Here is a 13,756-nt window from a genome sequence, read left to right as displayed (position 1 = left end):
ATTAAAGCTAAATTTGATAATGGTGTTTTAACTATTGATTTACCTAAGAAGGAAATATCCTCAAATAATGATAGTAGGATTTTAATAGAATAACTTAATTAATAGTTACTCCAGAAAGAAGGTGGTTCCAACGGGACAGTAATAAAGCAGCTACAAAACTTAATTTTGTAACTGCTTTTTTATTGTTAATATTTACTTATATTACAAAAGCCATGATTTTTAGTTAATTCATCTCTTTTTTAATATCCAATGAAATTATGTTTATTTTCAGAATTTTCCAAAAATGTTATTGTATTTTTTTTACAATCTATTATACTTAATATTGAAGGGAGGAATATTATATACTATGTAATTTAAATTTAGGGGGAGATAAAATTGAAAAAATTATATAAGAAGCTTCTTGTTTCTTTACTTGCTTTTACTACTCTATTTACTACTCTATCATTTGGTAGCTCTAAGTACATTAGCTCTGCTTATGCAGCTGGTGATACAATAACAATTCATGTTGAAAAACCATCAAATTGGTCCGAAATTTGGATATGGTATGATAGTGATTTATCAACGTCAGCTTGGGATACCACCTCATTAAAACAGTCACCTGGTAACTTAACTGAATATAGAACTGGTTGGTACAAAAAAACTTTACCTTCAAGCAAAGTTCAATTCCTATTTAATGATGGTACTTGGAATAATAAATTAACTAATTCAGGAAAGGATTTTACAACAACTTCTGATATCTGGATAAAAAAAGATGGTAGTATTTCATATACTGATCCAGTATCTCAATCTACTGTTAATACTTCTATAAAAGTTCACTTTAAAAGCTCATGGGGACAACCTAATATATATTATTGGAATACATCTCCTAGTTCTTCAGTTAAAAATTGGCCTGGTACTTCTATGACTTCTGAAGGCAACAATTGGTACTATTATGAAATACCTAATGTTTCTAGCGCTAATTTAATTTTTAATGGAAATGGAAATCAAACTGGTGACTTATCTAGAACTGCTGGCGAATGGTGGTTCAAAGATAATCAATGGTACTCTAGCAATCCTGAAAACGTTTTTGATGATGATGATAAAGAAGACGATAAAGATGATGATGATACAGACGATGGTGATAAAGATGTAAACACTGGCGATAGAACTGACTTTAGAGATGAAACAATTTACTTTGTTATGACTTCAAGATTCTATGATGGTGATTCTAGTAATAATGTTCACTGTTGGGATGATGCAAAGGCTGGAAATCCTGATTCTGATCCTGCTTGGCGTGGTGACTTCCAAGGTTTAATTGATAAGCTTGATTACATCAAAGCTCTTGGATTTACTGCTATTTGGATTACTCCTGTAGTTGAAAATGCAAGTGGATATGACTATCACGGCTATCATGCAATCGACTTCAGTCAAGTTGATCCTAGATATGAATCTGAAGGAGCTACTTATCAAGATTTAATTGATGCAGCTCACGAAAAAGGATTAAAAATAATACAAGATATAGTTTTAAACCATACTGGTAATTTTGGAGAAGAAAATCTTTTCCCTCTTTTTGAAAAAGATTATAGTACTGAAGATACTGCTGACAATTTAGTACTAATTGATTTTTATAATCGTTTACCTAGCAATTATCAATCTTTAACACCTTCAGCACAATATAACGCTAGAATCACTGCTATGAAAGAAGGTATTAATGATACTGAAAACATTTATCATCACGAAAAGAGTTTAAGTTGGGAAGGATATACTGTTCAAACTGGGCAAATTGCTGGTGATTGTGTAGACTTAAATACTGAAAACCCAAAAGTTATCGATTATTTAGTTGACTCATATACTAAATATATTAATATGGGCGTAGATGCTTTCAGATTAGATACTGTTAAACACATTTCTAGATTAACTTTAAATAATGAATATATTCCTGCATTTAAAGCTGCAGGTGGTGAAGACTTCTATATGTTTGGTGAAGTTGCTACAAGATATAGACAAGTATGGAATAACAATATCCCTGCTATATCTACACCTTTCTATACATGGAAGGAAACTAAAGACTATTCTTGGTCAACTTTAGCTGAAAGAGAACAAAGTACATTAGAGCATTGGAATGATAACCAACAAGTAAATGAGCAACCTACTAGTAAAAACCACTTATTAAATGGTAACACTTATCATACTACTGATGAAAGCATTAGATCTGGTTTAGATGTTATTGACTTCCCAATGCATTGGAACTTTAATAATGCTCGTGATGCATTTAATGTTGCTGTATCTGGTGACCAATATTATAGTGATGCTACTTGGAATGTAACTTATGTTGATTCTCACGACTATGCTCCAGACTGTGCCCCAGAAAATCAAAGATTTGCTGGTTCTCAAGATACTTGGGCTGAAAACTTAAACTTAATGTTCACTTTCAGAGGAATTCCTGCTATATACTACGGAAGTGAAATTGAATTTATGAAAGGTGCTCCAATTGATGTTGGACCAAATGCTCCATTAAGCACTACTGGTAGAGCTTATTTTGGTGATAATATTGAAGGTTCAGTAAATGTAACAGACTTTGCACAATATACTTCTGCAACAGGTGCTATGGCTGAAACATTAAATCACCCATTATCTAAACACATCCAAAGATTAAACTTAATAAGAAGTCAAATTCCTGCATTAAGAAAAGGTCAATATTCAACTGAAAATGTAAGTGGAGATATGGCATTTAAGAGACGTTATACAAATGAAGAAGAAGGAGTTGATAGTTTCGTATGTGTATCTATCACAAATGGTGCAACATTTAATAATATTCCAAATGGAAAATATGTTGATGCTATAACTGGTGATGTTAAAAATGTTACAAATGGAACTTTATCTATTCCAAGTGTTGGTAAAGGAAATATGAGAATTTATGTTCTTGATCTTCCTGGTAATTCTGCTCCTGGAAAAATCGGTGAAGCTGGAGCTTATCTAAAATAATATAATCTAATGGTGAGGATGTATGTTTAATATTTTATATTTTCATACATCCTCGTCTTATATTTTTAAATATTACATATCTTATATATAATTAAATACTACTTTCATCTTACTTAGCTTCTTATTAACTCTAAGCTTATATTTAAAATTCTTATTTTCTATAAAAATTAAACTCATTACTTCCCACAATAATACTGTTCCTCCAGAATTCAATAATGATGTAAGTAAAGATTCACCTTTAAAATTCTTAATAATATACCAAAAAGTTAAAAGAATTGCTGCAGCAATCATATAATATCCAATTCTTATTATACCCATAACACTTAACTTTTTTTCTCTATCTAAAAATTCCTTATATGAATTTATTATACTTATCCTAGATACTTCCTCTTTATTTTCATCCTTAACCTGTAGTGGCATATTTATTTCTAATTCAACGTAAATATCTTTCAACTTATATGGTACTCTTAAAATATATTCTTGAATCCATCCATCTAAATCAGCATTAATACTTCGCTCTTTAACTTCTCTATAATCAAATTCTCTAAATAACTCTTCATAAGAATCAACTTTAATTGGTATTGTACATTTAACTTTTTCTTTTAAATTATCACTCATAATTTTTGCTCCTAACTATAATATATCCCCCTTATTACATTTTTTCTTATTAATGCTACTTTTTATACATTATATTTAATAAATTTTTATAACCTTTGATATATTTTCTCTAAATAACTATTCAGTGCTAAAGTATGTTAATATATAATAAATTAATTGGTTAGATCAAATATAGGAGAGATTAAATGAACATTAATAATATAAAAATACGTAATGCAAAAATAAAGGACATAGAAAAAATATTAGAAATTGAACATAATTCATTTGATAAAAATATCTGTGAAGATAGAAAAGTTTTTATTGATAGAATTGAAACTTTTAATAAAGGTTTTTTAGTTGCTGAATATGAAAATGAGATAATTGGATATATTTGTTCTGAAATATGGTTATATAATGAAAACCTTGAAGAAAGCAGTTTTTTACTAAATCATTCTATTAAAAAAAGTCATAAAGCTACTGGTGATGAATTATATATATCATCTTTTGCTATTTCACCTAAAGCAAGAAAATATGGAATAGGTAAAATACTATTTAATTATTTAACTGATAATGTTGATAAGTTAGTTATAAATCCTAAATCTCTTTTATTAGTAGTAGCTGAAAATTGGATGTCAGCTAGAAATATCTATATTAAAAATGGATTTCATGAAGTTTGTAAATTAAAGGACTTTTTTGATTATAGTGATATTAAAGCCTTTAAAGCTGATGGTATAGTAATGAGGAAGTTATTGTAAAGCCTTGACATTATATAAATAAAAACATATGATAGTTATTTAAGAAAAAACTTGAGGTGAAATAAAATGAAAAATAAAATCTTTAAAAGATTAGGCTTTATAATATTAGGCTTAATAATAGTTGCTCTTATATTTATGGCTTCATTTTTTATGACTTCTTATGGTCCAAGTACTGAAGCTATGGCTAGTTTACAAGATTCCCCTTTAGTAGATGTAACTGAAGATAATTTCATAACATTTACTCCACAGAATTTAAATGCAACAACAGGATTAATAATATACCCTGGAGCAAAGGTAGAACCTGAAGCATATGCTCCTCTTGCAAATAAGATTGCTCAAGCTGGATATGAAGTTATTATAACTCCTATGCCACTTAACTTTGCTATTTTTGATTACAATATAGCTGATGAAGTAATATCAAAATTTCCTAATATTAAAAATTGGGCAATTTCTGGCCATTCATTAGGTGGTGTAATGGCTGCTAAGTATGCTAGTGAAAACAGTAATATTGAAGGTGTTATTCTTTATGCTTCATATCCTCAAGGTGATGAACTTAAGGATTCTAATGTTGAAGTTACTTCAATTTATGGTTCATTAGATGGTGTTGCTAACTTAGAAAAAATTTCAGATTCAAAGAACCTATTACCTTCAACTACTACATTTATTGAAATAGCTGGTGGTAATCATGCTCAATTTGGAAGCTATGGTGAACAATCTGGAGACAACCCTGCTGAAATTTCTGCTGATGAACAAATTGAACAAGCTGCTAATGCTTCTATTGATTTATTAAATAAAATTTCTAAATAAAAAGTAAAACAGCTACTAAGTAATTTGTAGCTGTTTTATTTTTAACTTTTCAGGATGTTTCTTCATCCATATATAAATTCCAATGCATATTATAACTGATAATAAAGAACCTATTGGAGCTGCTATTCCCATTGGTAAAAGTGTTTGTGGAAAATATTTTGTTGCTAGCCAAGCAAGGGGAATTCTTGCACAAATAATAGAAATAAGCTAATACACTTTTTTTAATCTTAAAGTCTTTATATGAAATCCCTGGTATCATTTTACGTTTTTTAATTACAATAAGAGAAATAATAACACTTATTGCTTGAGATAAAGTTGTTCCTAAAGCAGCACCACTTGCCCCTAATTTAAATACTCCAATAAATAAGTAATCTAATGCAATATTAAAAACACAAGCTATTGCAATAAAATACATAGGACTTTTTGAATCTCCCATTCCACGGAAAATAGAACTAATTATATTATATGCTGTAATAAATGGTATACCTGCAAAACATATTATAAGATATATATTTGTTCCAGAAATTGCTTCTGATGGTGTTGCCATAATAGAAACAATAGTCTTTACTAACAAAATTAAAATTACTGAAAATACTATTGATAATGTCATAAATAAGGTTGCTGTATTTCCAATTACTTCATTTACAACTTTATTATTTTTTTCACATCCCCTTTTTATTAATTTTGTTATCTAAAACTATAATCTCTACAATAATTGTAGAGTCAAGGATTAATTAAGATGAATTTTTAAGAATACTTGTTTGCTCTTAAAATTTTTTAAGCTATATAATTCCTAAAATAAAAGTAGCCACAAAACTTGCAGCTACCTTTGCAAATTCTATCCAATAATTCCTTTTCTAATTCCTTCAATCTTTAACCTATTGCCAATGCATCCTTCAACAATCATAGCTATTATATTATCTTTTCTAGTAGACTTACTAATACTTATTCCCAAGGCTTGTCCTAGATTTCTAAGCTTTTCATTACTTAATTTTAGTTTTCTTATATATTCACTAGCCTCTTCCCTATTATTAAATTCCTTCAATTTCTTAATCTCATTGTTCCAATCATTTTCGGATGTTATCTCCTTTACTAGCCTATTTTTATGTTTATCTGATACTGCAAAAGTAATATTCCCATTTATTAGCTTGTCCAAATCTTCTTCTGTTAGTTTTCCTATATATTTTATTGCTAAATTCATAACCTTCAAAATCTTACTATCAATATTATTTTTCATAGACTCTCTCCTCAAACTCTTTGATAACATTTTCAATTTCATTAATAATATTTTTCTTTGTTTGATTATCTGCCTTCTTTGCAATTGCTGGCATTAAGTTTCCCATATCCATAAATTCAGAGTTATTTCTAATACTACTTTTAAATAGCACATTATACTTTTTATTTAATATTTTGCTTTTATCAGATATTGCCGTTTTAAAATTTTTTTCAAATCTTGTAACTTCTTCTCCCTTAGAAATAGTAACCATATTTCCAACCACACCTAATAATTGTGGATTTATATCATATCCCTTAAAGTTAAAATATCTTATATTATCATTACATTCCTTTACAAGCTTATCTATATGAGTTAATAATGAGTCTATTCCTAAAGTTGATAAATAATCAAATTTGGTAGGAATAAAGTAATAATTACTAGCAATTATTGAACTTTGTGTAATTAAGTCAAAGCTTGGTTGGCAATCTATAAATATAAAATCGTAATTTTCTTTTATTTCAGAAATACCCCTCTTTAAAGTATATAAACACTCTAATTTATTTCTTGCTAAGCTTCTTTTACCTAATCCTCTTAACTGTACTGCCATCTCTAAACTTATATCAAATAAATCTAGATGTGATGAAATTAATCCTATAGGATTATCTGTACAATATGTTTTATTTACTAGTAAATCTTTTATTATGAATTTATTTATATCTGTTTCTCTTCCATTTAATTTATCATCAAACCAGTTTTTAATAGTTCTTTTTTCTCTGTATTTATTAGCCCATTCATCTACCTTTATAAAAGAAAATGTTAAACTACCCTGTGGGTCTAAATCAATTAAAAGAACTTTCTTCCCCCTTTTTGCTAAATTAGTTGCAATATTAGCTACAAATGTTGTTTTTCCAACTCCTCCTTTGTAATTTACAACTGAAATTACTTTCAATTAACTTCCCCCTAAAAAACCTATTATATAATTATATTTATATTCTTATTGTCCAAATAAATTCATATATACTTATACGCTAAAGGCTCTAGTACCAATGTATCTTAGTTACTAGAGCCTTTATATTTATTTAATTATATTACAATACCTAAATCTTCTCTTTCTTTTTCAATTTCTTCTAATCTTTGATATATAGCTTCACATCTGTATTCTGCATATTTTAAATTTCCAACATAATCTTTAAACTCTTCCTTAGAGTATCTTTTAAAATCATATTCTAAATCCGCTTCAGCTAAGCTAACAGCTTCATAAAATCCAGCAGTACAAGGACCATATCCCCTCATTTCAAGTTCAAATATCGAACTTATTTTATTAAGAGAGTACTCCTTTATTCCTTCAAATTCATCATCTACTTCAATTATTTCCCCATGATTCTTTATACTTATTGCTCTTAAAGGGTTTAGTCCTAATATTTCAGCTTCTTTTCTAAACTCCTTAATTAATTCTACTGCTTCATTTGCTAATTTCATTAGTCCTTCTAACCTATTCATTTTACTTTCACTTCCTGATTCCATTTATATTTGTAATTTGTTTTATCTTATCTATAATTATAAATTATAACAAATTTTTCTTATCTTATTTGTCGAAATCAGTCATTGAATTAATTATTTATGATTTCCTTATATTTATCATACCATTGAATATTTTATAAATCCATCTAAATTCTTTTTTCCTGTTAATTTTCTTATATCTTTGTTAATCTCAATTTTTACTGTTCTTAAAGTTCCTATTTCTTTTAAATCATCAATACTTTTTGCTTCATACCATTTCACTTTAACCACACTCCTTAATAAAATATATTAATGATATATGTTAAATATAAAATTTTATATAAAATTTTTCCTGGTATAATCTTAAATTTTTTAAATAAATTAATAGCTACTCCAAGATAAATGTATCTTTATCTTGGAGTAGCTTATTGTATATAAATTATATTTATATAATTTTATCTTTAATAAACCTACAAGCTCTTATTTCATCTATTAATTCTCTTAACTTTTCATCATCCATACTTTTATTATCTACAAAAACATCTAAAACTTCATTTTCCTCTATTTTAAAACTTAAAAGCTAATTGCTTTTTCTTCATATTTTGTATAGCTAAAGTAAAATCTTCACTCATTACTATCACCTCCCGTATAGCTTACTACTCTTTCTAAAGCAGTACTAGACTTGAAATTTTTGTGATTTTATGGTATGATATAAGTATAGTAAAAGTGCTATAAACCTTGAAAATATCAAGCTTTATAGCACTTTTATTTTTTCTATTAATAACTTAAAATATTATATAAAAAAGAGACTCTTCTAATTACAGATTGACAGTTGTAATTTAAAATCAAGCTTTTTAATACCTACTTCTTCTTTTTCTTGCAGAGCTACTAAAACCACTTCTTCTCCTATTTCCTCTAAATACTGGTTTATACCTTTCGCTTCTAGCTTCATGTAACATTTCCTTACAAACTCTACACCTATCACTCGGATAATCCCATGATAACTTTTTCCCGCAATTTATACAAACTCTTTCATGATCTAAAAGATTAGTTAAAAGAAGTTCATTTATTTTATTAGCTGTATTTTCTTTTTCATCTGCTATATATCTATTATTTATCATCATATTAAAATTCTTTCCAAAAGAATAATTTAATTCTAATGACTTATAATAACTTTCAAGTTCATCAAGTTCCTTCTTTGAACTTACATTTTTCTTAAGGACAGGTTTCTTTAAGTTTACTGCACCTGCACTATACATCTTACAATATTCTTCCCATAATAATTCTACAGCTTTATTATTTTCTTCAAAAGGAATTGTAGCCATTTTCATAATATCTTCTTTAGATGCATTTATATTAAGCTTTTTTAATCTATTTAAAAGATAAATTATTCTTGTAACATCTGTTTTTTCATAATATCCCTTAACAGACATTACACTCCATGTTTTTAATGCATCTATAATATCTATATTTATATCAAGTAATGAATCAGGTACTCCTATAAAGCATTTTTCAATCTTCTTTGTTTCAGCAGTTAAGGCATTCTTTATTAAATTGCTATCACTCATAGTTGCAACATATCCCTTATTATAAATACCCTTACGTCCAGCTCTTCCTGCTATTTGTTTTATTTCAGAAACATTTAATTTTCTTAAAGATATACCATCATACTTTCTTGTTTCTAAAAAGACAATACGTTTTATAGGAAGATTAACTCCCATTCCAATGGCATCTGTACATACTATTACTTCTGTTTCACCATCTAAAAATCTTTCAAACTGTTTTTTTCTTGTTGAATATGGAAGAGAACCATAAATTATACTTGTTTTTATATTGTTATTAAGAAGCTGTGCAGAAACTGCAAGTGCTTTCTTTTTTCCAAAAACAACCAAAGCATCTCCTGGCTTAACATCCTTATTTAAATCAAATTTTTTATCTTCAAATATAAGTTCTGTATCTCTCTTATGTTCCACAATTTCATATGTATCATTACAATCTTTTATTAGTTTAATTATTACATCCTTTGCTTCTGGTGCCATACATATATGTACTTCTGGTGCCATTACACCTATTATTGCTCTTGTCCAAGCCCATCCTCTTTGTTTATCAGCAATCATTTGAGCTTCATCTATAACACATATATCATAAGGAGTTCCAAGTTGCAACTTTTCAATTGTTGATGAAACATGACCTGCATATGTAATAATATCCTCTTCTTCTCCTGTTAATAGCGAACAAGGTATATTTTGAGAATTAAGCTTATCTTGAATTTCAAGTGCTAATAATCTTAATGGAGCTAAGTAAACACCTGAATCTGCTTCCATAAGCCTCTCAATACTTGAATATGTTTTTCCTGTATTAGTTTCTCCAACATGAAGATAAAAGTGTCTTTTCATATCTCTTGTTTCTTTATATTCATATATTGGATTATCTAAAATTATCTCTTGAATTTCATCTTTTGCTTTATTTTTAATATATATATTTTCTGATGTCCATACTAAACCTTTTATGCATATCCAAGGAATACATTCTTTAAAATCTAGAATTTCATCAATAGATGGTGCTTTTTTATTTTCTTTTAAATATTCCTTATAAAGAATATTTTCAACTATAGCAATTCTTTTTATTATTTCATTGATTTTATTTTCCTTAGATATAAGGTTTCTTCTAAAGCCTGGTAAATTAACACTTTTATAATATCCAAAGACCATATTTCTAGCATCTTCTAAAAATAACTTCATATGTTCTTTTGTTTTATAAATATTTACATTAATAAGATCATCTAACCTTTTATCAATTGAATTAACAACCTTAACTTTAAGTCTATTTATTCCTTTGGTAGATGAGCTTGCTTCTTCACAACTTTTAATCATAAGTTGTGCTAGTTTTTCTTCATCATTACTGTTATCTGCTTCTACAATTTCTGTATAATAATCATTATCAATTCCTAATAAGGCACAACCCTTATCGTAAATATCTAATAGAAGTTTTTCTTCTAATGAAACTACCTTAGATGCAACTGAAGATCCCCATCTACTTTTAAATCCATTTCCTATTTCTACTTTTATTTTTTCTTCTATACTTCTTTTCTTATCATCACTTAACTCTTCTATGTCTAAATCATAATATACTTTGCCATCTCTAGTTCTCTTATACCATCTAACACTGTTCCATAGGAATTCTTCATTATATCTGCTTTTAAATTTTTTATATAATTCCCCTTTTTTCTTTTCCATTGTGTTTTCTACTTTTTCATATAAAACAGTAGCAATATCCTTGGGCTGATATTTAAACACAGTCTTATGATTATTGATATTTTCTTCATCTTCTACATCTTCAATATATGATCCTTCCCATGATAATTCATACATGAAATCTTTCCCATAGGTATAGTCATAAATATTAAATGGTCCGTCATCTTGTAAATTAACTTTAGAATTCACATCGTATTTATTGTAATTTGAATCATCTATTTTAACCTTATTAACTTCTTTTATGTATTTAACAATTTCTTTAATTGTTTCATTAATAAACTCATTGTCTATGTATTTAGCTATTTCATTTTTTGTTTCTTTTCTTAATGTACACTTAATTGAACTCATCCCATCACTTCTTTCTAAAAACACTTAATTTAAAATAGTTTTTATATTTAAATTAATCTCGTGTATAATTATAACATACTTATCATTTATTTATATTATCAATAATACTAGATAAAACTGAATTTTAATTAAAAAGTTTGCAGTATATGGTCAAAATAGATGGGAGAGTACATAGATTATTGGAATAATATCTATCTACTCTCCCCTCTTTTTTTCAATAAAAGTTTCTTTATAACTTACTTCTAAAACATGGAATATCATGAATCTCTTCTAAATAATTATTAATAATAACAATCTCATTTCCATCAGTTACAATTCCATATTTAACAGTATTATAATCACTTATATATTCTTTAATATTAATCATATCTCTTTCGGTTCCTACTCCTAATTTATTAGTTTTAATAAATATAAATGGAACCTTGTTCTTATTCTCATAATCATATACAACAACATCTATTGTATAAGATTTAGACTCCATATTAATCTTTAAGTCCACATCTATTAAGTCCTTAGGATATCCATATCTATTTATAAGTTCATCAATAATCCACTGTCTTGTAATTTCTTCATTTCTATAAATGTCATAAATTTTATAAGTAAATAAATATTCATCAATATTAATTCTATGTAACTTTCTAAAATTACTTTTTGAATTAATTCTTAAATATTTACAGCTTATATCTTTAATAAACTTAGATGGATTTCCATCACTAGTTAAAAATAATTGCTCTGTAGCTCTAGTCATTCCTACATACAATAATTTTCTATCCATAGATTCAACATAATCATTATCTTCAAACTCATTTGCAAAGGACTTTAAAGGCATATATTTATCATTAAGCCCTACTATCATAACGGCTTTAAATTCTAATCCCTTAATCAAATGCATGGTAAGTAGTTTGATAGAATTATCATTAAAGTCTAACTCATCATCATTTTCAACTTCTTTATAAGGTATATTATTTTTATCTAAATAATTTTTTATTTCCCTTAATTGATTTTTGAATCTACTTATAATTGCAATATCTTTATAGTCATACTTATCCATTAATTCATATTTTATTATGTTAACAACATATTCAGCTTCTAATATTTTATTTTTAAATCCCCTATATACAGGGTAAACTCCTTGCTTATCAATTAATGATGGTTTTACAAAGTTATCTTCATCAATAATGTTTTTATCATCTGCAATTAGGCTATATGCTGCATATGCTATTGGAAGTGTTGTTCTATAACTCTTATATAATGATGTAGCTTTACCTTTCATATCAAGTCCTATACTTGTAAAACTTCTTCCTTTTACTAACCAAGCTTCTGGATAAATACTTTGTGCTGTATCTGAAACAAATAACATACTAGAGTAATTTTTATTCATATATAATGCTTTAATAAATTCTAATTGTACTCTTGTTAAATCCTGTGTTTCATCAACTATAATATGAGTATATTTTTCTTCTACTTGCTTTTGAGCCTGACTTAACGCTATTAATGAAATATCTTGTTCATCCACTAACTTATCTTTTTTTAGATTTTCATTATACTTAAGCATAACTTCAAAAATAGCCTGTCTTATAAGTGAATTCTTTCTTAACTTATGTGGTGATTCTATGTTGTTATTTGATATTCTTCCTATTCTATCAATAGTTTGATAATCTTTAATGTTTGTATAATTACAGGATTTCATCCATCTAATTTCTTCTTTTATAAATGATAAGTTTTTTGTATCTAATACATTTACGTTTTTATACGTTTCTTTTACTGATATAACTGCATCTATCATAGCCCTTGTAATTTGTTTATCAGAAGCAATTCTTAATCTTTCATTTTTAATATATGAAACAAAATATCTAAACATAATTCTATCAATAGTTTCTATAGTTAGCTTATCTTCATTTCCCCTTTCATATATCTCTAATGATAGTTGTTCCTCTTCCTTGTTTCTTTCTATTTCTTCATATATATATTTAACATAATTAATTAATGACTTATTATATGTAATAATAAGTACCTTATCATCTTTTTCATAACAATAATCTTTTAATAATAATGGTATTTTATGCACTGCTACTGTAGTTTTGCCTGACCCTGCAACACCTTTTACTAATACATGTCCATTTGGTTTATTCTCAATTATTCTTCTTTGTTCAACATTCAACCTCATTATATTTTTCTTATCCCCTTTTATTTTCTTTACAGTTTATATTATACCATATTTTGGATATAATTTTAATTAACTAGATTTTTATTGCTCCTAAAAAGACGTAGTACAATATGTATCACCATAATTGCTATAATAAGTGCTATAATAA

At 27.0% G+C, this 13,756-nt stretch carries 12 protein-coding genes; 4 read left to right on the top strand and 8 right to left on the bottom strand.

Going from position 1 to position 13,756, the window contains the following annotated elements; all coding sequences use genetic code 11:
* Positions 1–93 carry a hypothetical protein gene (locus tag Q0G30_RS12800; protein WP_294390738.1) on the top strand — a complete coding sequence of 31 codons (93 nt, stop codon included), beginning with the start codon at positions 1–3 and terminating at the stop codon, positions 91–93.
* A gap of 282 nt (positions 94–375) precedes the next feature.
* Positions 376–2,964 carry an alpha-amylase family glycosyl hydrolase gene (locus Q0G30_RS12795; RefSeq protein WP_294390735.1) on the top strand — a complete coding sequence of 863 codons (2,589 nt, stop codon included), beginning with the start codon at positions 376–378 and terminating at the stop codon, positions 2,962–2,964.
* Positions 2,965–3,045: 81 nt separating this feature from the next.
* Here the strand turns inward: Q0G30_RS12795 and Q0G30_RS12790 are convergent, their stop codons facing one another.
* The gene (locus Q0G30_RS12790) at positions 3,046–3,582 is read right to left on the bottom strand and encodes a hypothetical protein (protein WP_294390732.1); all 537 of its coding nucleotides are present in this window, start codon (positions 3,580–3,582) and stop codon (positions 3,046–3,048) included.
* A 185-nt stretch (positions 3,583–3,767) separates the two neighbouring features.
* Here Q0G30_RS12790 and Q0G30_RS12785 point away from each other — a divergent pair, with 185 nt between their 5' ends.
* Both Q0G30_RS12785 and Q0G30_RS12780 read left to right on the top strand, forming a co-directional pair.
* Positions 3,768–4,316 (top strand): N-acetyltransferase, encoded by a 549-nt coding sequence (locus Q0G30_RS12785; RefSeq protein ID WP_294390729.1) that lies wholly within the window; start codon positions 3,768–3,770, stop codon positions 4,314–4,316.
* Positions 4,317–4,382: 66 nt separating this feature from the next.
* The gene (locus Q0G30_RS12780) at positions 4,383–5,123 is read left to right on the top strand and encodes an alpha/beta hydrolase (protein WP_294390726.1); all 741 of its coding nucleotides are present in this window, start codon (positions 4,383–4,385) and stop codon (positions 5,121–5,123) included.
* Positions 5,124–5,172: 49 nt separating this feature from the next.
* Here Q0G30_RS12780 and Q0G30_RS12775 read toward each other — a convergent pair whose 3' ends face one another.
* The 7 genes from Q0G30_RS12775 to Q0G30_RS12745 form a co-directional block, all read right to left on the bottom strand.
* Positions 5,173–5,802 (bottom strand): MATE family efflux transporter, encoded by a 630-nt coding sequence (locus tag Q0G30_RS12775; protein ID WP_366014044.1) that lies wholly within the window; start codon positions 5,800–5,802, stop codon positions 5,173–5,175.
* Between the two features lie 159 nt (positions 5,803–5,961).
* Positions 5,962–6,360, bottom strand: a complete 399-nt coding sequence (locus Q0G30_RS12770; RefSeq protein ID WP_294390719.1) for a hypothetical protein — start codon at positions 6,358–6,360, stop codon at positions 5,962–5,964.
* Positions 6,350–7,288, bottom strand: a complete 939-nt coding sequence (locus Q0G30_RS12765; RefSeq protein WP_294390716.1) for an AAA family ATPase — start codon at positions 7,286–7,288, stop codon at positions 6,350–6,352. The genes Q0G30_RS12770 and Q0G30_RS12765 overlap by 11 nt, the downstream gene beginning before the upstream one ends.
* Positions 7,289–7,422: 134 nt before the next feature.
* Positions 7,423–7,839: a hypothetical protein gene (locus Q0G30_RS12760; protein WP_294390713.1), complete on the bottom strand. Its 417-nt coding sequence runs from the start codon at positions 7,837–7,839 to the stop codon at positions 7,423–7,425.
* Between the two features lie 138 nt (positions 7,840–7,977).
* Positions 7,978–8,121, bottom strand: coding sequence for a hypothetical protein (locus Q0G30_RS12755; protein ID WP_294390709.1), 144 nt, complete (start codon positions 8,119–8,121; stop codon positions 7,978–7,980).
* A 572-nt stretch (positions 8,122–8,693) separates the two neighbouring features.
* Positions 8,694–11,441 (bottom strand): DEAD/DEAH box helicase, encoded by a 2,748-nt coding sequence (locus Q0G30_RS12750; protein WP_294390707.1) that lies wholly within the window; start codon positions 11,439–11,441, stop codon positions 8,694–8,696.
* 229 nt (positions 11,442–11,670) lie between these two features.
* Positions 11,671–13,608: a 3'-5' exonuclease gene (locus Q0G30_RS12745; RefSeq protein WP_294346439.1), complete on the bottom strand. Its 1,938-nt coding sequence runs from the start codon at positions 13,606–13,608 to the stop codon at positions 11,671–11,673.
* Between the last annotated feature and the right edge of the window lie 148 nt (positions 13,609–13,756).

The organism is uncultured Clostridium sp. (assembly GCF_934754925.1).
Lineage (GTDB): Bacteria > Bacillota > Clostridia > Clostridiales > Clostridiaceae > Clostridium.
Note: the sequence above shows the minus strand (reverse complement) of the source record. Positions and strands in the feature narration are given on the sequence as shown.

What these genes read in the sequence shown, in the direction of transcription:
- Q0G30_RS12790 (WP_294390732.1), bottom strand. Translation starts at nt 3,582, where the DNA reads ATGAGTGATAATTTAAAAGAAAAAGTTAAATGTACAATACCAATTAAA.
- Q0G30_RS12745 (WP_294346439.1), bottom strand. Translation starts at nt 13,608, where the DNA reads ATGAGGTTGAATGTTGAACAAAGAAGAATAATTGAGAATAAACCAAAT.
- Q0G30_RS12760 (WP_294390713.1), bottom strand. Translation starts at nt 7,839, where the DNA reads ATGAATAGGTTAGAAGGACTAATGAAATTAGCAAATGAAGCAGTAGAA.
- Q0G30_RS12770 (WP_294390719.1), bottom strand. Translation starts at nt 6,360, where the DNA reads ATGAAAAATAATATTGATAGTAAGATTTTGAAGGTTATGAATTTAGCA.
- Q0G30_RS12780 (WP_294390726.1), top strand. Translation starts at nt 4,383, where the DNA reads ATGAAAAATAAAATCTTTAAAAGATTAGGCTTTATAATATTAGGCTTA.
- Q0G30_RS12785 (WP_294390729.1), top strand. Translation starts at nt 3,768, where the DNA reads ATGAACATTAATAATATAAAAATACGTAATGCAAAAATAAAGGACATA.
- Q0G30_RS12750 (WP_294390707.1), bottom strand. Translation starts at nt 11,441, where the DNA reads ATGAGTTCAATTAAGTGTACATTAAGAAAAGAAACAAAAAATGAAATA.